Here is a 20248-nt window from a genome sequence, read left to right as displayed (position 1 = left end):
GCCGCGACCCGCCTGCCACCGGTTATCACGCGACCGGCAGCCCCGCCGCCCCGGCCGCCGTGCGCAGCACGTCCCGCAGCATCGCGGGGGTGAGCTTCCCGGTGAAGGTGTTGCGCTGGCTGACGTGGAAGCAGCCGAAGAGGTCGAGGCCGTCGAGCGGCACCCGCACCCCGTGCCCGAACACCGGACGCGGTCTCGGCACGGCCCATCCCGCCGCCGCGAACGCGGGCAACGCGGCCTGCCAGCCGAAACCGCCGAGCACGATCACGGCCTTCAACGTCGGCCGCAGCAGCGTCAGTTCCTCGACGAGCCAGGAGCGACAGGTGTCGCGCTCCTCGGGCGTGGGCTTGTTGGCGGGCGGTGCGCAGCGCACCGGCGAGGTGATGCGCACGCCGTACAGCTCCAGGCCGTCGTCGGCACTCACGGCGGTCGGCTGCGAGGCGAGGCCCACGTCGTACAGGGCCTCGTACAGTACGTCCCCGGAGCGATCGCCCGTGAACATGCGGCCGGTCCGGTTCGCACCGTGCGCGGCCGGGGCGAGGCCGATGATCAGCAGGGGCGCGTCGGCGGGACCGAAGCCGGGTACCGGGCGGCCCCAGTAAGTCCAGTCGGCGAAGGCCGCGCGTTTGGTGCGGGCGACCTCCTCACGCCAGGCGACCAGCCGGGGGCAGGCCCGGCAGCCGGTGATCCGGCGATCGAGGTCGGACAGGTCCATCCCCTCACCGTACGGTCTCCGCCGATCACCGCGCGGGCTCCGGTGCGGACCGGGCCGAGCTCCGAGCAGCCGCGGATCAGCCGATCACCCTGACCAGCAGCGTCGGCAACCGCCCTGCCCGCTGTCCCCCGGGGACTAAAATCGCGGCATGGCTTCCGAGGGCGTGCACGAGAGCGACGACGTGAGCGACGAGACCGACGACCATCGCCCCGCGCCCGAACCGCAGGGCGATGCCGTGGCCGCCGCCGCCGTCGCCGCCGGTCCCTCGAACGGCGAGAGCGTCCGCGTCGACAGCTGGATCTGGTCCGTCCGTCTGGTCAAGACCCGCTCCATGGGCGCCGCCGCCTGCAAGGGCGGCCACGTCCGCGTCAACGGCGAGCGGGTGAAGCCCGCCCACTCCGTCCGCGTCGGCGACGAGGTACGACTGCGCCACGAGGGCCGGGAACGGATCGTCGTCGTGAAGCGCGTCATCCGCAAACGGGTCGGCGCTCCCGTCGCCGCCGAGTGCTACGTGGACAATTCCCCGCCGCCCCCGCCCCGCGAGACCGTCGCCCCGGCCGGTATCCGCGACCGCGGCACCGGCCGCCCCACCAAGCGCGACCGCCGCGAGCTGGAACGGCTGCGCGATCTGCCCAACCCCGATGCCGGTCCCGACGCGCCCCGCGACACACATCGCAGGGCCCACCGGGGCACGCAACGGTGAGATCCGGCGCGGCTGTCAGTCCATCGGCACCGCCCGCACCCACACCCGGTCCGGTGTCAGATAGCTGTCCACCTTCAGTCCCGCCTCCGCCAACGCCTCCTCGAACTGGTCTTTCGTCAGCGGCCGGGACCGGAACGTCTGGGTCCAGACCGCGTCCGGGAACACATACTCCGCGCGCACCGAGTTGACCCCGTCCCCGACCGGCTCCGCCGACACCAGCCGCAGGGTGAAGCCGCTGGGGTCGACCCGCTCGCGCGGCAGGTTCGAGTGGTAGTCCTCGCCCTCCCGCTGGATCAGCACACAGCCGCCCGCCCCGACATGCCGTACACAGGTCCGCAGCAGTCCGCGCCGCACCTCGGCGTCCCCGGCGTGCACCAGGAACGACGCCAGCATCACGACGTCGAAGGTCTCGCCCAGGTCGAGGTTCTCGATCGGACTGCATATCGTGCGCGCGCCCCGGACCCGCTCCAGCATCTCGGCGGACTCGTCGACAGCCGTGACCGTGAACCCGCGCTCCAGGAGGGGATGGGTCGCCCGTCCCACCCCGCTGCCCAGCTCCAGGATGCGCGCGCCCGCCGGCACGGCCGCCGTGACGATGTCCGGCTCCGCTCCCACGGGCAGCCGTGAGTACAGCTCCACCGCGCAGCCGTCCGGGGTGATCACCCCGGGTCCGGTCCCCTCGTACCCCTCACGCATTTCGAGTCGCATGCCCGCCCAACGGCTCGCGACCGCACGCCCGTTCCCGACTCGCACTGGTTCACCCGTACGAGTCAATTCCCTTGGGAGAGGCAACCGTTGGGGCGGCAACTGTCGAAAAGGAACCCTCCGGATCCGGTTGGCGGTCCGGGCTCAGAGCGGGAACCACCCATGCCCGATGTACCAGTGCCCGCCCGCCCGCAGATGATCCCCGACGACCCGCTCCACGGACGTACGCCGGGGCAGGGTCTCCACCGCCAGACCGCCGTTGCCGAAGACGAACTGGACCGGCTCGGCGTCGGCCGGCTCCGTGTCGTCGTGGGCCACCCGGAACCGTTCCTGGAAGTGGACGATGTTCGAGTCGGCCGGGAGGTGTTGCTTCAACTGCCGGTCCAGCAGCCAGGAGTGGCAGACCGCGACCGCGTGGCGTTCCTCGGGGAAGTGCCGGGCGAAGAACGGGCGGGCCAGGTCGAGCGAGCGGTCGCAGGCGGTCGGCGAGAGCGGTCCATGGAAGTCGGGGATGTGCAGGTTCAGGCAGGGTGTCCCGGGCTCGACGTCGAGTCCGGCCGCCGCGAGCGCCCGCGCGGTGCGCTCTCCGAGCCGCGCCCGTTCGTACTGCAGCCGCCCCAGTTGGTACAGCTCGCCGCGGAAGTGCGGGACGAGCCACTGCGGGGCCGGCACGCCTCCCCCGCCGTACCGTCTGTGGTTGACCGCGATGTTGCGGCCCAGGTCGGCGAGGGTGCGCCGGGAGACGTCGGCGGGGATGCCGCGTTCGCGGTGGTACGCGCGCGTGGCGGGCAGCGCGGCGGCGAACACGTACACGGAGAAGTAGGTGCCGATCTCCGGCGGGGCCTCGGGCAGCCGGGCCCGGAACAGCTCGGTGAGCCGGGTCCAGTGGCCGTACTCCCCGATGTCCTTCAGCAGTTCCCCGACGCACTCCTCCAGGAGCCCCATCGCGTCGGTGTCCCGCGCCAGCACCCGGCGCAGTCGGACCAGTTCGTTGATGTCCTCGTGGGGTACGGCGAGGTCGAGCAGGATCTCGGGCAGTTCCTCGGCGTCCGGCAGCACAGTGCGTTTCCCCTCCCTGTCGGGTCTCCTACCTGTGGAGAACGTCCGACCCGAAGAGTACGTTTCAGGGAGGAGTAGTGATCCTGATGCGTACGGGCAGTGAGCCGACGACCGCGCGCAGTCCGCTGCGGGCGCGGTTCTGGCTGAGCGTGTGGGGGCTGGTCTGGACGATCTTCGGCACGGCGGCGTTCGCGCTGGCCGGGCGCCCCGGGTGGGCGGCAGCCTGCGGGGTGCTGTGGTTGGTCGTCACGATCGACATGACCATGATCCTCAGACATATGCGCCAGGGCCCGCACTACCAGCCGGGCCCCGACATCCCGCCCTACCGGCCGCCGGAGCACCGCCACCCCTGACCGGCTCGCGCGCGGGCGCCTACCCGTCGAAACGGGCCGCCTTCAGGTACTGCGGCTGGGGATCGAGCGCGGCGGCCAGCCGGAAGTGGCGTTTGGCCTGGTCGGCGCGTCCCTGCCGCTCGTAGGTCCGGGCGAGCGCGAAGTGCGCGAACGCGTTGTCCGGCTCTCGCTCCAGGACGATGGTGAACTCCAGCTCGGCGGGGCGCAGTTGCGCGGCGGCGAAGAAGGCACGCGCGCGCAGCAGGCGGGCGGCGGTGTTCTCGGGGTGCGCGTCGATGACGTTGTCGAGCAGCTTCACCGCGCCCCGCGGGTCCCGCGCGGCGAGCAGTTGCTCGGCGGCGCGGAAGTCGATGACATGCGTCTCCGGAGTACGTCCGGTCGTTCCGCTGTTCTCGGGCACGGCGAATTCCTTCCCTCGCTCGCGCGTTTCAACGCCCGGTGGAAGGCCCGCTATTCCTGGGGTGGCTGCTGGGGCGCGTGGGCCCTGCGCACGAGTTCGGCCCATACGTCCCGTGCGCGCCGCTCCAGCGCCTCCAGGGGTACGTCGTTGTCGATGACGATGTCCGCGATGGCGAGCCGCTTCTCGCGCGTCGCCTGGGCGGCCATACGCGCGCGTGCGTCCTCCTCGGTCATGCCACGCAGCCGCACGAGCCGGTCGAGCTGTGTCTCGGGACTCGCGTCGACGACGATCACGAGGTCGTAGAGCGCGGCCAGGGCGTTCTCGGCGAGGAGGGGGACGTCGTGGATCACCACGGCGTCGTCGGCCGCGGCGGTTTCGAGCTCGCGGGAGCGTCTGCCGACCAGGGGGTGGACGATCGAGTTGAGGACGGCCAGCTTCTCGGGGTCGGCGAAGACGATGGAGCCCAGCTTCGGCCGGTCCAGGCCGCCGTCCGCGCCGAGCACGTCCTCGCCGAAGGCCTCGACGACGGCCGCGAGCCCGGGAGTTCCGGGCGCGACGACCTCGCGCGCGATGCGGTCGGCGTCGATCAGCACGGCGCCGTACCCGACCAACAGCCGTGACACTTCACTCTTACCGGCACCGATGCCGCCGGTCAGGCCCACCTTCAGCATGAGCCGAAGCTTAGGGCCTGCCACCGACAAGGCATCCGGCGACCGTCAGCCGTCCCCCTCGCGCTCCGCCAGGAAGCGCTCGAACTCCTGCCCGATCTCGTCCGCCGACGGGATCTCGACCGGCTCGGCGAGCATGTTGCCGCGGCTCTCGGCGCCCGCGGCGGCGTCGTACTGGTGCTCCAGGCCCTGGACGAGTGCCACGAGCTCCTCGTCGCCCTCCTGGATCTGGCGGTCGATCTCGGTCTGGGTGCGGTGGGCCTCGGTGCGCAGGGAGTGCGCGATGCCCGGCAGGACCAGTCCGGTGCCCGCCGTGATGCCCTCCAGGACAGTCAGGGCCGCGTCCGGGTACGGGGAGCGGGCGATGTAGTGCGGGACGTGCGCGGCGACGCCCAGGACGTCGTGGCCGGCCTCCATGAGGCGGTACTCGACGAGCGCCTCGGCGCTGCCGGGGACCTGCGCCTCGTCGAAGGGGCTGCGGTGGCCCGGGACGAGGTCGGTGCGGTTGCCGTGCGGGGTCAGGCCCACCGGGCGGGTGTGCGGGACGCCCATGGGGATGCCGTGGAAGTTCACGGACAGACGGACGCCGAGCCGCTCCACGATCTGCTGGACGGCCAGGGCGAAGCGCTCCCACTCCACGTCCGGCTCGGGGCCGGAGAGCAGCAGGAAGGGCGCTCCGGTGGCGTCCTGGACCAGCCGTACGTCGAGGGTGGGCTCCTCGTAGTCGGTCCACCGGTCGCGCTTGAAGGTGAGCAGCGGGCGGCGGGCGCGGTAGTCCACGAGCCGGTCGTGGTCGAATCTGGCCACGACCTGGTGGGGCAGCGTATCGAGCAGTCGTTCGACGATCTGGTCGCCGGTCTCGCCCGCGTCGATGTATCCGTCGAAGTGGTAGAGCATGACAAGACCGGCCGACTCCTGGGCGAGCGCCATGTCGACGACGGCCAGGCCCTTCGGCTCCCATGCGTACAAACCCTGCGGATCAAGCACTGTGACCGCTCCTCCTCGTGTTCGTACTGCACAACGCCCTACAGGGCATGGGCATTCCCGCCCATGCCCCTGATCAGGCACCTCTTACGGGCTTTTCATGCGCCGCTCCCCTGTGTCACCAGGAGGGCGCCCACGTCAGGAGGACAGCACGCGCGCGTGGAGCGCGGTCACGGCCCTGCGGGCGGAGGAGAACGCGCCGTGCTGCCAGGCGTCGGTGTAGCTGAGCCAGTCGCCGGCGAAGTAGACGCGTCCCGTGGGTTCGTTGAGCGGCTTGTAGCGGACGTCGTCGGGGCCGCCCGGGGTGTCGTGCCACGCGGCCTCCAGGTGGGGCGTCTGACGCCAGTGGTGGGAGAAGGACGATGCCAGTTCGCTGCGGTACTTCTCCCCGTAGATCTTCACGCCCGCGGCCACCGCCCGCTCCTCGCGCCCCTTCGGGGTGAGCTTCGCGTACGAGTCCGCGTCGTCGTCGTAGTTGTAGTACCCGATGAGGACGCCCCGCTCACCGTGGAAGCCGTACGAAGGGTGCCAGATGTGGGTGACGTCCTGGTCGGTCTCGGTGATACCGCCGTAGATCCGGTGATCCAGCTCCCACCAACGGGACTTGTACTCCAGGCCGATCTTCGCGGCGGAGGACGGGGTGATCGCCTCCAGTGCGGTCTGGACGCCGGTGCCGAGGTTGTGCGGGATCTTGGCGAGGATGTTGGGCGGGAGGGCGCCCACGCAGTAGTCGGCCTCGACGACCTTCGTACGGCCACCCTGCGTGTAGGTGACCGAAACACCGCTCCCCTTGTCGGTGATTTTCGAGACGACCGCTCCGGTGCGGATGCGATGCGCGCCGATCGCGCGGGTCAGCGCCTTCGGTATCTGGTCCATGCCGCCGACCGGCTGGAACATCAACATGGCCTGGTCGAAGCCGAATTCGAAGGAGAAGTAGCGGCCGACACCGCTGGCGAGGACCTCGGAGGCGGTGGGTACGTCTCCGAGCAGCACACCGGGGGTGCCCGCGGCGGCCGGTACGGTCGTGTACCCGCGCCGCTCACCGCCCGTGTACGCCAGCGTGTCGCCCAGCTCGCCCCAGTCCTTCAGGAACTCGACGAGCCGCTCCTGGTCGGTGACGGTCAACTCCTTGTCCAGGGCGCCCTTGTCGGTGGCCTTGGCCAGCAACTCCGAGACATAGCCGTAGACATCGGCCTTGGCGGTGCGATAGCGCTCGGGTTTGGTCATGCCGGCGGACTCGTTGTAGATGTACGCGTCCGCGTTGACGTTGGTGAACACCTGGATGGGGACGCCGAGTTCACGGCAGTAGTCGAGGGTGACCATCCACTGCGGGATCCGCGCGGGACCGCAGTTCATGTAGTGCCCGTCGGCGAAGCGGGCGGTCTGCCGGTTGCCGTAGAGGTCGGTCGTCGTGTCGCCGCCGCGGACGGTGAAGTTGCGGCCGCCGGTACGGCCCCTGGCCTCCAGGATCGTACAGTCGTAGCCGGCCTTGCCCAGTTCGTACGCCGTGGCCAGTCCGGCGATGCCGCCGCCGACGATGACGACCTTGGCCGCGCCGCGTCCGGTGAGCGTGAAGTCACTTGCGTTCAGGGCGCGGAAGGGCTGCTCCCGCCGGGCGGCCTGTGCGGTGGGGGCGAGCCCGAGGGCGCCCATGGTGGCGAACATGGTGCCCGCGCCACCGGTGAGACCCACGTTCCGCAGAAAAGCACGTCGGCTCTGGTTGCTTGCCATGGTCCGGCTCCCCTCTCCGATCATGATGACCGGGGAAGAGTGCCAACGGCCGGTTACGGTACGGCAGTTACTGATGTATCCCGCAAGTTTCTGCAAGGCCGGGGAAACGGCTGAGGGGCCGCACCTCGAAAGGTACGGCCCCTCAGTTCAAGAGCTACTGCTCAGGTGATCAGCTCTGGCCGCCGGCCAGCTTCTCACGCAGGGCAGCGAGCGCCTCGTCGGACGCCAGTGCACCGGAGGTGTCCGCACCCTCGGAGGAGTACGAACCGCCACCACCGGCGGCGGCCGGAGCCGCACCCGGGGTGTCGACACCCTCGGCCGCCGCCTGGGCGTCGGCCTCGCGGGACTTGATGACCTGCGCCTGGTGCTGCTCGAAGCGCTGCTGCGCCTCGGCGTACTGGTGCTCCCACGCCTCCCGCTGGGTCTCGTAGCCCTCGAGCCAGTCGTTGGTCTCGGGGTCGAAGCCCTCGGGGTAGATGTAGTTGCCCTGGTCGTCGTACGACGCGGCCATGCCGTAGAGCGTCGGGTCGAACTCGACCGAGGCCGGGTCGGCACCGAAGGACTCGTTGGCCTGCTTCAGGGACAGCGAGATCCGGCGACGCTCAAGGTCGATGTCGATGACCTTGACGAAGATCTCGTCGTTGACCTGGACGACCTGCTCCGGGATCTCCACGTGGCGCTCGGCCAGCTCGGAGATGTGCACCAGACCCTCGATGCCCTCGTCCACGCGGACGAACGCACCGAACGGAACCAGCTTCGTGACCTTGCCGGGCACGACCTGGCCGATCTGGTGGGTGCGGGCGAACTGCTGCCACGGGTCTTCCTGGGTCGCCTTCAGCGACAGGGAGACGCGCTCGCGGTCCATGTCGACGTCGAGAACCTCGACGGTGACTTCCTGGCCGACCTCGACAACCTCGGAGGGGTGGTCGATGTGCTTCCAGGACAGCTCGGAGACGTGAACCAGACCATCGACGCCACCCAGGTCCACGAAGGCACCGAAGTTGACGATCGAGGAGACCACGCCGGAGCGGACCTGACCCTTCTGGAGGGTCGTGAGGAAGGTCTGGCGGACCTCGGACTGGGTCTGCTCCAGCCAGGCACGGCGGGACAGGACCACGTTGTTGCGGTTCTTGTCCAGCTCGATGATCTTGGCCTCGAGCTCCTTGCCCACGTAGGGCTGGAGGTCGCGGACACGGCGCATCTCGACGAGAGAAGCCGGCAGGAAGCCACGGAGGCCGATGTCGAGGATGAGACCACCCTTGACGACCTCGATGACGGTACCGGTGACGATGCCGTCCTCTTCCTTGATCTTCTCGATGGTGCCCCAGGCGCGCTCGTACTGGGCGCGCTTCTTCGAGAGGATCAGGCGGCCTTCCTTGTCCTCCTTCTGGAGAACAAGGGCTTCGATCTCGTCGCCGACCTTGACGACCTCGTTCGGGTCGACGTCGTGCTTGATCGAGAGCTCGCGGCTCGGGATGACACCTTCGGTCTTGTAACCGATGTCGAGCAGGACCTCGTCCCGGTCGACCTTCACGATGACGCCGTCGACGATGTCGCCGTCGTTGAAGTACTTGATCGTCTCGTCGATCGCGGCGAGGAAGGCTTCCTCGTTACCGATGTCGTTGACCGCTACCTGCGGGGTGGTGGCGGTGGTCTCGGTGCTGCTCGTCATGTGGGAAAGGGCTCCGGTACGGACATTGAAGTCGTAGGTACTGCTCACGCCGAGAGCCTTTTTCGCTTCGCTCTGCAGAAGGCCGGACAGCCAAGGAAGCGCCGATCCGGAACACCAGGTGTCCGATGGCGCCTCGAAAACCGAGGGGACATACATACAGATGCGAGCGCAACCTGCTACGTCTGAGGTGCGCAGGCCCGCAGCGCAACTTGTAGCATACGGGGGCAGCCAGGCAGGGTCAATGCGCGAAGGCGCACACCCGGGGCGGATCGCCGCATACCCGGCACAAAACGTGTCCCGCGAGGCCACGCAGGCCTGACACACCCCTTCAGTGACGCCACCGGGGCAGCCGCACCGTAGAGGTGACGGAAGAGTACGACGAGGGAGCCGATCATCCAAGAGCCCGATACGTTCGAACCGGAAGCCACCCGACGTGACGCCGACGTCACCGAGAGTTCCCGCGCCAACCGCGGCTGGTGGGACCGGAACGCGGACGACTACCAGGTCGAGCACGGCACGTTCCTCGGCGACGACCGGTTCGTGTGGGGCCCCGAGGGCCTCGACGAGGTGGAGGCCGAACTCCTCGGCCCGCCCGAGGAGCTGAAGGGCAAGGACGTCCTGGAGATCGGCGCCGGCGCGGCCCAGTGCTCGCGCTGGCTGGCCGCCCAGGGCGCCCGTCCGGTGGCCCTGGACCTCTCGCACCGCCAGCTCCAGCACGCGCTGCGGATCGGCGGATCGTTCCCTCTGGTGTGCGCCGACGCCGGCGCGCTGCCCTTCGCGGACGCGTCGTTCGACCTGGCGTGCTCGGCCTACGGGGCGCTGCCGTTCGTCGCCGACCCCGCCCTGGTGCTGCGCGAGGTGCACCGGGTGCTTCGGCCCGGCGGCCGGTTCGTCTTCTCGGCCACCCACCCGATCCGCTGGGCGTTCCCCGACGAGCCGGGCCCCGAGGGACTGACGGTCTCCGCCTCCTACTTCGACCGCACTCCGTACGTCGAGCAGGACGACGAGGGCCGCGCGGTCTACGTCGAGCACCACCGCACCCTCGGCGACCGCATCCGCGACATCGTGGCGTCGGGCCTGCGCCTGGTGGACCTGGTCGAGCCGGAGTGGCCGTCCTGGAACACCGCCGAGTGGGGCGGCTGGTCGCCCCTGCGCGGCAACCTGATCCCGGGAACGGCCATCTACGTCTGCGAACGCGACCGCGGGCGGGACTGAGCAAGAACGCGGGCACGCGCGCGTAGAGGCCGTTTCGCAAGCCGTACGACACTGGGGGCGTGATCCGCTACGACGCCCTCGACGCGCTGCCCGTCCGCAGTGCCCTGCCCGGACTCGACGCCGCCCTGGAGGCGGGCGGTGCCGCCGTGCTCGTGGCACCGCCCGGTACCGGCAAGACGACGCTGGTGCCGCTCGCGCTCGCCGGGCTGCTCGGCAAGGGGAACGAGGGGCCCGCGCGGCGGGTGGTCGTCGCCGAACCGCGGCGGATCGCGGCGCGGGCGGCGGCCCGGCGGATGGCGTGGCTGCTCGGCGAGAAGGTCGGGGAGAGCGTCGGCTACACCGTGCGCGGTGAGCGGGTCGTGGGACGGCACGCACGCGTGGAGGTCGTCACGACCGGAGTGCTGCTCCAACGCCTGCAGCGGGACCAGGAGTTGTCGGGCGTCGACGCCGTGATCCTGGACGAGTGCCACGAACGGCACCTGGACGCCGACACCGTGGCGGCCTTCCTGGTCGACGTACGGGAGGCGCTGCGCCCGGAGTTGCGTCTGCTCGCGGCGTCCGCGACCACCGACGCGCAGGGCTGGGCCCGGCTTTTGGGCGGGGCACCGGTGGTCGAGGCGGAGGGCGTCGCGTACCCGGTGGAGGTCGTGTGGACGCCCCCGGCACGACCGGTACGGCCGCCGCACGGGATGCGCGTGGACCCGGCGCTGCTCACGCACGTGGCGTCCGTGGTGCGGCGGGCGCTGGCCGAGCGGGACGGGGACGTGCTGTGTTTCCTGCCCGGCGTGGGTGAGATCGCCCGTGTCGCCGGGCAGTTGGGGAACCTCGGTGACGTCGAGGTGCTCCAGGTGCACGGGCGGGCACCGGCCGCCGTACAGGACGCGGTGCTGTCTCCCGGCGTGCGGCGGCGGGTGGTGCTGGCGACGTCCGTGGCCGAGTCCTCGCTGACGGTTCCCGGTGTACGGGTGGTCGTCGACTCCGGGTTGGCTCGGGAGCCGCGGGTCGACCACGCGCGCGGGCTGAGCGCACTCGCGACGGTACGGGCCTCGCAGGCGGCCGGGCGGCAGCGGGCGGGGCGGGCCGGGCGGGAGGCGCCGGGGGCGGTGTACCGGTGCTGGGCGGAGGCCGAGGATGCGCGTCTGCCGCGTTTTCCGGCGCCGGAGATCAAAGTGGCCGACCTGACCGCGTTCGCCCTCCAGGCGGCCTGCTGGGGCGATCCTGGGGCGTCGGGGCTGGCGTTGCTCGACCCGCCTCCCGCCGGGGCGATGGCGGCGGCGCGGGGTGTGCTGACCGCGGTGGGGGCGGTCGACTCGGGTGGGCGGGCCACGTCCCGGGGTGTGCAGTTGGCTCGGCTGGGGTTGCATCCCCGGTTGGGGCGGGCCTTGTTGGACACGGGGGCGGCCGGTGCGGAGGTTGTCGCGCTGCTCAGCGAGGAGGCTCCGCGGGAGTACGGGGATGATCTTGCCGGGGCCCTGCGGCTTGCTCGGCGTGGGGGTGACGCCTACTCCGGGCGGTGGCGTACGGAGGTTCGGCGGCTGCGGGCCGTAGCAACAGAATTTTCCCACCCACCCACCCGTTACAACAGCGACGACGCCCTCGTAGGCCTCGTGGCCGCCCTCGCGTACCCCGAACGTGTGGCCAAGGCCGACGGCGGTTCCTATCTCCTCGTCTCCGGCACCCGCGCCGAACTCGGCGACAACAGCCCCCTCCGCGGCGCCCCTTGGATCGCCATCGCCGCGGCCGACCGGCCCATCGGCAAGGGGCACGCGCGCGTGCAGCTCGGCGCTGTCGTCGACGAGGACGTCGCCCGGTTCGCGGCCGGGGCGTTGCTCAGCGAGGTGGACGAGGTGCACTGGGCCGGCGGTGACGTGGTCGCCCGGCGCGTCGAGCGGCTCGGGGCCGTCGAGCTTGCGGTACGGCCGCTCAAGGACGCCGACCCCGTTGCCGTACGGGACGCGCTTGTTGAGGGGCTGCGGCAGGAAGGGTTCGGACTGTTGCGGTGGTCGGCGGATGCCCAGGTGTTGCGGCAGCGGCTGGCGTTCCTGCGGCTGAACGTCGCGGCGCCGTGGCCGGACGTGTCCGACGAGGCGCTGCACGCGCGCGTGGACGAGTGGTTGGAGCCGGAGTTGGGGCGGGCGCGGCGGCGGAGTGATCTGGGGCGGATCGAGGCGGGGCAGGCGCTGCGGCGGTTGTTGCCGTGGGCCTCGGGGGACGCGGGGCGGTTGGACGAGCTGGCGCCGGAGCGGTTTGCCGTGCCGAGTGGGTCCAGGGTCCGGATCGACTACGGGAACCCCGAACAGCCCGTGCTGGCCGTGAAGTTGCAGGAGATGTTCGGGCTCCACGAGTCGCCGGAGGTCGCCGGGGTGCCGGTGCTGGTGCATCTGCTGTCCCCCGCCGGGCGGCCCGCCGCCGTGACCGCCGATCTCGCGTCCTTCTGGAAGGACGGGTACCGGGGTGTGCGGGCCGAGTTGCGGGGGCGCTATCCGAAGCATCCATGGCCCGAGGACCCGGCGACCGCCGAGGCCACGCGGTTCACCAACGCGCGGCTCAGGCGGTGACGGGTTCCGGTTCCTGGACCTCGGTGGGGGCGGGGTCGCCGGGGCGCCTGCTGCGGGCCTCCAGGTAGAGCGAGAGGGCCAGCAGGAGGAGGCCGAGGCTCAGGAAGCCCCAGGGGAGGTAGGAGACCATCAGAAGGACGAGCGTGCGGTTGGACTTCACCAGGGCGACGGTGTGCTTGATGTAGTCCTCGCGCATCTTCACGTCGCCGGCGAACGCCGTCACCTTCGCGCGACCGCTCAGGAGGGTGCCGCCGCGCAGTTCCTCCTTGTGGATCTCCTCGCCGTAGACCGGTGCTCCGGTGACGGGCTCGACCCAGAACTTGCGGACCGTGGTGTACCAGCGGGTGGTGCCGGTCTTGGCGACGTCCTCCGGGGTGATGCCCTTGACGGGCATCGTCCTGGGCAAGGGAACCTTGGTCCACGGGATGGTCTGCTCGAAGTAGTAGACCTTGACGCCGCGGAAGTTCTGGGTGCCCTTGTAGTGGATCGGGTTGGTGGTGCGGGTCTGCGCGTCGAAGTACTCGTAGTCCCGTTTCTGGGTCAGGAACGGCCACTTGAACTCGATGCCGTCCCGTTTCACCGGGTCGCCGTCGACCATCTCTCCGGCGGCGTGGACGGGCTCCTGGGTGTGCGCGTCGAAGATGTAGCGCTCGGGGATCGAGGAGACCATCTTGCCGTCGGGGCCCTGGACGTAGGACAGGCCGTCCCAGACGACGACGTCCCGCCCCGTCGTCTTGTCGATCTTCTTGGCGGCCTCCACGTTGCCCTTGAGGGTCTGCACGATGGTGACCTTGGGGACCGTCTTGGCCTTCAGGCCGTCGTAGTCGAGGAGGGTGGCGTTCTTCGCCTCCAGGACCATGTCCTGGTACTGGTTCGCCGGGATCTTGGCCAGCCGGGGGAAGGCGTACCAGCGCAGCAGCGGGGACAGTGCCGTGAAGAACACGGCGAGGGCGAGCAGGATCAGGCTGGCCTTGCGGCGCATCTCGGCCTCCCCCTCAAGGAGTCAAACGCTTGCGCAAACGTTTACGGGTGCGCGGGCACCGTCGTCAGCAGCGGTTTCGGGGAGGTCTTCCCCATCGGCGAGCCCATCGCGGTGATCGTCAGGACCAGCGCGAAGGCGAGCACGAGTCCGGTCGCGGCGGCGATCAGGGCACGCATGACGGGCCTCCCGACGGACAGGAACTGATAGGTCGTCAGGTCGGGCACCGTAGCAACGCACGGGCGAGATGAGAACACGTTGCACACGGACGAGGGGCGGACACGACGAGGGCGCCCGCCCGCCGGAGCGGAGGGGCGCCCTTGTCGCAGGGTCGCGCGGTGGGACTACGCGCTCGGCGACGCCGACGGGCTCGGGTCGGCCGAGGCACTCGGGCTGGGCGAGGAGGTGTCGGTCGCCGCGGCCACGGTCAGTTCGACCGTGAGGGTCGCGCCGCCCGTGGTGGTGATGCGGAGGAGGAAGGTGCCGGTGGTGTCGTCCGCGTACAGCTTCGGCAGCTTCAGGAGGCCGTCGGCGTCCGTGGCCAGGCCGGTGAGGGTGCGGACGGTCTTGCCGTCGGCGTCCTTGAAGTAGGGGCCCTTGTCGTTCTCGGTGGCGTCGTCGGCCGCCTTGATGAGGGTCGCCGTGGCCGCGACCTTGCCGGCGACCGCGCCGCCGTAGGTGGCCTTCACCTCGACCTGGTCGGCGAACTCGCCGCCCGGGGTACAGGTCAGCGCGGTGGTGCTGGTGCGGGCGAGGGTGTCGGCGACGCGGGGCGTGACAGTGGCCGTGTAGTCGAGAGCGGCGATCGTACGGCCCAGCAGCGTGGCGCGGACGGTGAAGTCACCGGTGGTCTCGCCGGCCTCCAGGGCCGGGGCGACGGCCACACCGGAGGCGTTGGTGACGGCCAGGGCGACCTTCTCGCCACCGGCGAACGTGGCGTCCGTGGTGCCGACGATCGTGAACCGGACCTTGACCTTGGCGACGCCCTTGCCGGCCGAGTCCTGGGCGCGGGTGCTGATCTTCTTGGTGAACGCGCCGCCCGCCGTCGCGGTGAGCTTCGCCGTGCCCGCGTCCGCCAGCTTGGCCACCGTGTCGGTGGGGGTCGGCGTGGGCGTGGGTGTCGGGGTCGGCGTGGGCGTCGGGGTGGCCGGCGTGGAGGGGCTCGGCGTCGAGGTCGTCGGAGTCGACGGGGAGGGCGAGGGCGAGGGGCTGGCCTCGGAGCCGTCGTCGCTGCGGCCGGAGGGCAGGGTGCCCGTGCCGTCCGGGACCGAGTGGGTGCCCTTGCGGTAGTACTCCAGCCACGACAGGACCGTGTTCAGGTAGTCCGTGGAGTTGTTGTAGCTGAGGATCGCGCTGTGCAGGCCCGCGTCGGTCGACAGGTTCCAGTCGTTGCGGCACAGGTAGTGGCCGGCGGCGAGCGCGGCGTCGTAGACGTTGTTGGGGTCCTTGACCCCGTCGCCGTTGCCGTCACGGCCCGCCCACGCCCAGGTCGACGGGATGAACTGCATGGGTCCGACGGCCTGGTCGTACTCGCTGTTGCCGTCGTACTTGCCGTTGTCGGTGTCCCGGATGAGCGCGAAGCCGTTGCCGTCGAGCGCGGGGCCGAGGATCTTGGAGGTCGTGGTGCCGTTCGCGTCGACCTGGCCGCCGCGCGCCTGGCCCGACTCCACCTTGCCGATGGCGGCGAGGAGTTGCCAGGGCAGGTTGCAGCCGGGCTTGGAGGTGGCGAGTTCGGCCTCGGCCTTCTTGTAGGCGTCGAGAACGGTCGCGGGAATGCCCGCCTCGGCCTCGCCCACCGAGACCGGGGTCCCTATGGAGGGCGACTGACTGGGGCTCGTACTGGGGTTCGGGCTGCTCAGCGGCGGGAGATCCGTGTAGTACGGCGAGTCTCCGGTGGCGCTGCTGTGGTCGGTGATCCCGTCGGGCGTCTCCTGTCCGGCAACGAGCGTTCTGTGACCGCCGGTCGCCGCCGGAGCCTGGGACGCGGACAGTGCCGCAACCGCTGCCGCGGCCACCGCTGTCGTCGCCGCACCCTTGCGCAGCCGCCTGCCGAAATGCGCCGTCATGGAGTGAACCCCTCCCAGGGACGCCCGAGCGCCCGTCCTTGTCTGTTGCCTCTGCGCCTGTTGTGACGGTCGAGCCGCACCGCAGGTTGCCCTCGTGGTGGTTATCGGATGGTGTGTACTTGTTCTCCGTCTCCGCCCGCCCGCGGGCCCCGCGTGGGGACCCAGGCGACCCTACGACAACTTGCTTTGCACGGGCACCCGTTGGTGGCCGTTATTCACCACCTGGCCATATGCCGATGACTCCTACGGGGAGCCCCTGTTGCCGTTCACTTTGAGTCATGCCGCCGCCGTACTGCCCGCCGTGCGCGGCGACGGCAGCGGGCGCGGCCGACTGGTACCGGCGGTGCTGGTGGCGGGCTCCTTCGCCCCCGACATGACCTACTACGCGGCGAGCGCGGTCCCCGGGGCGATGGAGTTCGGGAACGTCACGCACTCCTTCCCCGGCGTCTTCACGGTCGACGTCCTCATCACCTGGACGACGACCGCCCTGTGGCTCCTGCTGCGCGAACCCCTGGTGGCCCTCCTCCCCCGCGCCCGGCAGGCCCGGACGGCGACCCTGCTGCGCTGCGGCACGCCACGCGCGCGTGCCACCCCGTCACTGGCCGCGTGGTGGTACGTCTCCGCGGTCCTCGGCGGCCTGACCCATGTCGTGTGGGACGCGTTCACGCACCACGACCGGTGGGGCGTCCGGCTGTTCCCCGTCCTCGACCGCACGGTGGGCGGCCGACCGCTGTTCTCGGCTCTCCAGTACGGCAGTTCGGCGGTCGGCGCGCTGCTGATCGCCGCGTTCGTCGTACGTGCGCTACGACGTGTTCCGGCCACCGCGCCGGTGGGGGTGCCCGTGCTGTCGGTACGGGACCGGTGGGCGGCCGGTGCCGTCCTCGGTGGCTGCGCGCTGGTGGCGGCGGTGGAGCGGGCGTCCCACTGGTGGGCCTACTGGGGGTCGACGGCGAGCGCCTGGGACCTGATCCCGACCCTGTGCTTCGGGGCGGGGGCCGGGCTGGTCCTGGGCGTGCTGCTGTACGCCGTGGGCGTCCGTGTGTGGCGCCCGGCGACCTCCGGGTCACCCGACGAGGTCAGCGCGGAGCGGAGCCGTCCGGCGGGGTCGCGATGAACACCGTCATGGTGTGCACGGAGCGTGACCTCGGGAGCCGGGTGAGCACGAGGTCCAGGTAACTGCGGCCCAGCTCGGCCCAGAGCCGCCACACGGGGGTGCCGGTGGGCGTGGTGGCCGGCCCCTGCGGGTGTCTGGCCTGTTCTCGGGGGTCCACGGCCGTGTCGTCCCGGAACGTGAGGCGGCACCGGAGTCCTGCGGCCGTGTGCCGTACGGCCATGGCGAGGTCGGCGGGGATGCGGGCGGTGCTTGCGCCGGCGGCGAGGGCCGGGACCGGCGGGCGGGGCGTGACCTGGGCGGCAGCGGCGCCCGCTGCCTGTATCCGGGTCCGCGACCGGCCCGACCGGCGATGGAGCATGCGTATACCCATGCCCGCATCCTTACGGTCACCGGGCGCCGGGGGCCCCTCCGCGAGGGCCACGCGGGTGACGGGTCCTCCGGGGGTTGCGGCGGAGAGTCGGAGCGGGCTCAGTCGGAAAGCCCGCTCGGGACAACCCTCCGCCGCGGCGCCGCAGGCTAGTGCGCCGCCGACTCCCAGTCCGGGCCCACCCCCACCGAGACGTCCAGCGGCGCCCGGAGATGTACCGCGCCCGCCATCTCGTGGCGGACCAGTTCCTCCGTGGCCGCCCGCTCCCCGGGGGCGATCTCCAGGACGATTTCGTCGTGGACCTGGAGAAGCATGCGGGACTTGAGGCCGGCCTCGCGCAGGGCGGCGTCGACCTTGAGCATGGCCATCTTGACGATGTCGGCCGCGGTGCCCTGGATCGGGGCGTTGAGCGCCATCCGCTCGGCGGCCTCTCGGCGTTGGCGGTTGTCGCTGTTGAGGTCGGGGAGGTAGCGGCGGCGCCCGAAGAGAGTCGCCGTGTATCCGGTGGCCCGTGCCTCGTCGACCGCGCGGCGCAGATAGTCCCGTACACCGCCGAAGCGCTCGAAGTAGGTGTCCATGAGGACCCGTGCCTCGCCCGCGTCGATGTTCAGCTGCTGGGAGAGGCCGAAGGCTGAGAGCCCGTAGGCGAGGCCGTAGGACATGGCCTTGATCTTGCGGCGCATCTCCGCGTCGACCTTGGAGCCCTCGACGGAGAACACCTGGGAGGCGACCGTGGTGTGCAGGTCCTCGCCGGAGGTGAACGCCTCCAACAGGCCCTCGTCCTCGGAGAGATGGGCCATCACGCGGAGTTCGATCTGGCTGTAGTCCGCGGTCATCAGGGACTCGAAGCCCTCGCCGACGACGAAGCCCCGGCGGATCGCCCTGCCCTCGTCCGTGCGGACGGGGATGTTCTGCAGGTTCGGGTCGGTCGACGACAGACGTCCCGTCGCGGCGACGGTCTGGTTGAACGTGGTGTGGATACGGCCGTCCGTCGCGATCGTCTTGATCAGGCCCTCGACGGTGACGCGCAGCTTCGCCTGTTCGCGGTGGCGGAGCATGATGACCGGCAGTTCGTTCTCCGTCTGGTTGGCGAGCCAGGCCAGGGCGTCGGCGTCGGTGGTGTAGCCGGTCTTCGTCTTCTTTGTCTTGGGCAGGCCGAGCTCGCCGAAGAGGACTTCCTGGAGCTGCTTGGGCGAGCCGAGGTTGAACTCGTGTCCGGCCGCCGCGTGCGCCTCCTTCACCGCCTGCTGGACGGCACCGGCGAACATCTGCTCCATGGCTTCCAGGTGGGCCTTGTCGGCCGCGATGCCGTACCGCTCCAGGCGGGCGAGCAGGATCGAGGTGGGCAGCTCCATGTCGCGCAGGAGGTCCGCCGCGCCGACCTCCTGGAGGCGCTCCCCGAAGGCGTCCCCCAGGTCGAGGATCGCGCGGGCCTGCACCATCAGGGCGTCCGCCTCGGCGCCGTCGTCCGCGCCGAAGGCCAGCTGGCCGGCGGCCGTGGCGGCGGGGGCCAGCTCGCGGCCGAGGTACTCCAGGGACAGCGCGTCCAGGTCGAAGGAGCGGCGGCCGGGCTTGACGAGGTAGGCGGCGAGCGCGGTGTCCATGGTGATGCCGTTGATGGTCCAGCCGTGCTCGGCGAAGACCCGCATCGCGCCCTTGGCGTTGTGGAACACCTTGGGGCGGCCGGCGTCGGCCAGCCAGGCCGCGAACGCGTTCTCGTCGCTCTCGTCCAGCTCGGCGGGGTCGAACCAGGCGGCCGCTCCCCCGGCGGTGGCGAGCGCGACCTCGGTCACCGAACCCGAGCCGAGGGCCCAGGTGTCGACGGTGGCGACGCCGAGGGGCTCGGTGCCGTAGTCGGCGAGCCAGCCGGGCAGTTCGCCGGTGGCGAGGACCGAGCCGTCGACCGCGACACCGCTCTCGGCGGGCGGGGTCGCGTCGGCCTCCTCGGCGCCCGGGTCGACGGCCAACAGGCGCTCGCGCAGCGAGGGGTTGCGGATCTCCAGGGTGTCGAGAACCATCGCGACGGCCGTGCGGTCGTAGGGAGCCCGCTCCAGGTCGACGACCGTCTTGGGCAGCTCGACGTCCTTGACCATCTCGGTCAGTCGGCGGTTGAGCTTGACCGCGTCCAGATGGTCGCGGAGGTTCTGCCCGGCCTTGCCCTTGACCTCGTCGACGCGCTCTACGAGGTCGGCGAAGGAACCGAACTGGTTGATCCACTTCGCGGCGGTCTTCTCGCCGACGCCGGGGATGCCGGGGAGGTTGTCGGACGGGTCGCCGCGCAGGGCCGCGAAGTCGGGGTACTGGGCGGGCGTCAACCCGTACTTCTCGACGACCTTCTCCGGAGTGAACCGGGTCAGCTCGGAGACGCCCTTCGTCGGGTACAGCACCGTGGTGTGGTCGGACACCAGCTGGAAGGAGTCCCGGTCGCCGGTGACGATCAGCACGTCGAAGCCTTCGGCCTCGGCCTGGGTGGCGAGCGTGGCGATGACGTCGTCGGCCTCGAAGCCGTCGACCGCGAACCGGGAGACGTGCATCGCGTCGAGCAGCTCGCCGATCAGCTCGACCTGGCCCTTGAACTCGTCCGGGGTCTTGGAGCGGTTCGCCTTGTACTCGGTGAACTCCTCGGAGCGCCAGGTCTTGCGGGACACGTCGAAGGCCACCGCGAAGTGCGTGGGCGCCTCGTCGCGCAGGGTGTTGGCCAGCATCGACGCGAAGCCGTAGATCGCGTTCGTCGGCTGGCCCGTCGCGGTCGTGAAGTTCTCCGCGGGCAGCGCGAAGAACGCGCGGTAGGCCAGCGAGTGCCCGTCCATCAGCATCAGCCGTGGACGGTCTCCGCCGGAGCTGTTCCCGGAGGTCTTGTCGGTCTTCTTCGATGCTGTCTCTGCCACGACCCCGATCCTGCCACGCCCCACTGACAGTCGGGGTCACGGTCGCCGCGTCGGACCGCGCGGCCGCGGTC

At 70.8% G+C, this 20248-nt stretch carries 18 protein-coding genes; 5 read left to right on the top strand and 13 right to left on the bottom strand.

Annotation, left to right across the window (positions count from 1 at the left end; all coding sequences use genetic code 11):
- Positions 1-25: 25 nt before the first annotated feature.
- A complete protein-coding gene (locus ACFXC1_RS13490; protein ID WP_381242268.1) occupies positions 26-715 on the bottom strand; it encodes a uracil-DNA glycosylase in 690 nt (229 codons plus the stop codon).
- Positions 716-863: 148 nt separating this feature from the next.
- On the opposite strand from ACFXC1_RS13490, the gene ACFXC1_RS13485 reads away from it, so the two are divergent.
- Complete coding sequence (locus tag ACFXC1_RS13485) at positions 864-1418, top strand: RNA-binding S4 domain-containing protein (protein ID WP_381242267.1); 555 nt, start codon at positions 864-866, stop codon at positions 1416-1418.
- Positions 1419-1433: 15 nt separating this feature from the next.
- Here ACFXC1_RS13485 and ACFXC1_RS13480 read toward each other — a convergent pair whose 3' ends face one another.
- Together ACFXC1_RS13480 and ACFXC1_RS13475 are read right to left on the bottom strand one after the other, a co-directional pair.
- Positions 1434-2126 (bottom strand): class I SAM-dependent methyltransferase, encoded by a 693-nt coding sequence (locus ACFXC1_RS13480; RefSeq protein WP_381242266.1) that lies wholly within the window; start codon positions 2124-2126, stop codon positions 1434-1436.
- A gap of 141 nt (positions 2127-2267) precedes the next feature.
- A complete protein-coding gene (locus tag ACFXC1_RS13475; protein ID WP_381242264.1) occupies positions 2268-3182 on the bottom strand; it encodes an acyltransferase domain-containing protein in 915 nt (304 codons plus the stop codon).
- 86 nt (positions 3183-3268) lie between these two features.
- On the opposite strand from ACFXC1_RS13475, the gene ACFXC1_RS13470 reads away from it, so the two are divergent.
- Positions 3269-3535: a DUF6343 family protein gene (locus ACFXC1_RS13470; RefSeq protein ID WP_043259387.1), complete on the top strand. Its 267-nt coding sequence runs from the start codon at positions 3269-3271 to the stop codon at positions 3533-3535.
- A 19-nt stretch (positions 3536-3554) separates the two neighbouring features.
- Here the strand turns inward: ACFXC1_RS13470 and ACFXC1_RS13465 are convergent, their stop codons facing one another.
- The 5 genes from ACFXC1_RS13465 to rpsA all read right to left on the bottom strand — a co-directional run bounded on the left by ACFXC1_RS13465 (position 3555) and on the right by rpsA (position 8990).
- Positions 3555-3935 carry a tetratricopeptide repeat protein gene (locus ACFXC1_RS13465; protein ID WP_019067641.1) on the bottom strand — a complete coding sequence of 127 codons (381 nt, stop codon included), beginning with the start codon at positions 3933-3935 and terminating at the stop codon, positions 3555-3557.
- Between the two features lie 50 nt (positions 3936-3985).
- Positions 3986-4606: a dephospho-CoA kinase gene (gene coaE, locus ACFXC1_RS13460; protein ID WP_381242262.1), complete on the bottom strand. Its 621-nt coding sequence runs from the start codon at positions 4604-4606 to the stop codon at positions 3986-3988.
- Between the two features lie 45 nt (positions 4607-4651).
- Positions 4652-5590, bottom strand: coding sequence for a PAC2 family protein (locus ACFXC1_RS13455; protein WP_381242260.1), 939 nt, complete (start codon positions 5588-5590; stop codon positions 4652-4654).
- 135 nt (positions 5591-5725) lie between these two features.
- Positions 5726-7252 carry a flavin monoamine oxidase family protein gene (locus ACFXC1_RS13450; protein ID WP_381242698.1) on the bottom strand — a complete coding sequence of 509 codons (1527 nt, stop codon included), beginning with the start codon at positions 7250-7252 and terminating at the stop codon, positions 5726-5728.
- Between the two features lie 235 nt (positions 7253-7487).
- The gene (gene rpsA, locus ACFXC1_RS13445) at positions 7488-8990 is read right to left on the bottom strand and encodes a 30S ribosomal protein S1 (RefSeq protein WP_019067645.1); all 1503 of its coding nucleotides are present in this window, start codon (positions 8988-8990) and stop codon (positions 7488-7490) included.
- A gap of 393 nt (positions 8991-9383) precedes the next feature.
- On the opposite strand from rpsA, the gene ACFXC1_RS13440 reads away from it, so the two are divergent.
- Together ACFXC1_RS13440 and hrpB are read left to right on the top strand one after the other, a co-directional pair.
- Positions 9384-10205, top strand: coding sequence for a class I SAM-dependent methyltransferase (locus ACFXC1_RS13440; RefSeq protein ID WP_381242696.1), 822 nt, complete (start codon positions 9384-9386; stop codon positions 10203-10205).
- 59 nt (positions 10206-10264) lie between these two features.
- Positions 10265-12763 (top strand): ATP-dependent helicase HrpB, encoded by a 2499-nt coding sequence (gene hrpB, locus ACFXC1_RS13435; protein WP_381242259.1) that lies wholly within the window; start codon positions 10265-10267, stop codon positions 12761-12763.
- On the opposite strand, the gene ACFXC1_RS13430 is transcribed toward hrpB, so the two are convergent.
- From ACFXC1_RS13430 to ACFXC1_RS13420, 3 genes are all read right to left on the bottom strand, one after another.
- Positions 12753-13745 carry a cell envelope lipid trafficking protein PgfA gene (locus tag ACFXC1_RS13430; protein ID WP_381242257.1) on the bottom strand — a complete coding sequence of 331 codons (993 nt, stop codon included), beginning with the start codon at positions 13743-13745 and terminating at the stop codon, positions 12753-12755. The genes hrpB and ACFXC1_RS13430 overlap by 11 nt on opposite strands.
- 41 nt (positions 13746-13786) lie before the next feature.
- Positions 13787-13921: an SPW_0924 family protein gene (locus tag ACFXC1_RS13425; RefSeq protein ID WP_106437209.1), complete on the bottom strand. Its 135-nt coding sequence runs from the start codon at positions 13919-13921 to the stop codon at positions 13787-13789.
- A 165-nt stretch (positions 13922-14086) separates the two neighbouring features.
- On the bottom strand, positions 14087-15808 hold the full coding sequence (locus ACFXC1_RS13420; protein WP_381242255.1) for a lytic transglycosylase domain-containing protein: 1722 nt from the start codon (positions 15806-15808) through the stop codon (positions 14087-14089).
- A 259-nt stretch (positions 15809-16067) separates the two neighbouring features.
- On the opposite strand from ACFXC1_RS13420, the gene ACFXC1_RS13415 reads away from it, so the two are divergent.
- The gene (locus tag ACFXC1_RS13415) at positions 16068-16922 is read left to right on the top strand and encodes a DUF4184 family protein (protein WP_381242253.1); all 855 of its coding nucleotides are present in this window, start codon (positions 16068-16070) and stop codon (positions 16920-16922) included.
- On the opposite strand, the gene ACFXC1_RS13410 is transcribed toward ACFXC1_RS13415, so the two are convergent.
- Both ACFXC1_RS13410 and polA read right to left on the bottom strand, forming a co-directional pair.
- Positions 16885-17292 (bottom strand): hypothetical protein, encoded by a 408-nt coding sequence (locus ACFXC1_RS13410; protein WP_381242252.1) that lies wholly within the window; start codon positions 17290-17292, stop codon positions 16885-16887. The genes ACFXC1_RS13415 and ACFXC1_RS13410 overlap by 38 nt on opposite strands.
- Before the next feature lie 146 nt (positions 17293-17438).
- Complete coding sequence (gene polA / locus ACFXC1_RS13405) at positions 17439-20177, bottom strand: DNA polymerase I (protein ID WP_381242250.1); 2739 nt, start codon at positions 20175-20177, stop codon at positions 17439-17441.
- Positions 20178-20248: the final 71 nt, after the last annotated feature.

The sequence above is a fragment of the Streptomyces hokutonensis genome (assembly GCF_042751305.1).
GTDB classification, from domain to species: Bacteria; Actinomycetota; Actinomycetes; order Streptomycetales; family Streptomycetaceae; genus Streptomyces; species Streptomyces hokutonensis_A.
Note: the sequence above shows the minus strand (reverse complement) of the source record. Positions and strands in the feature narration are given on the sequence as shown.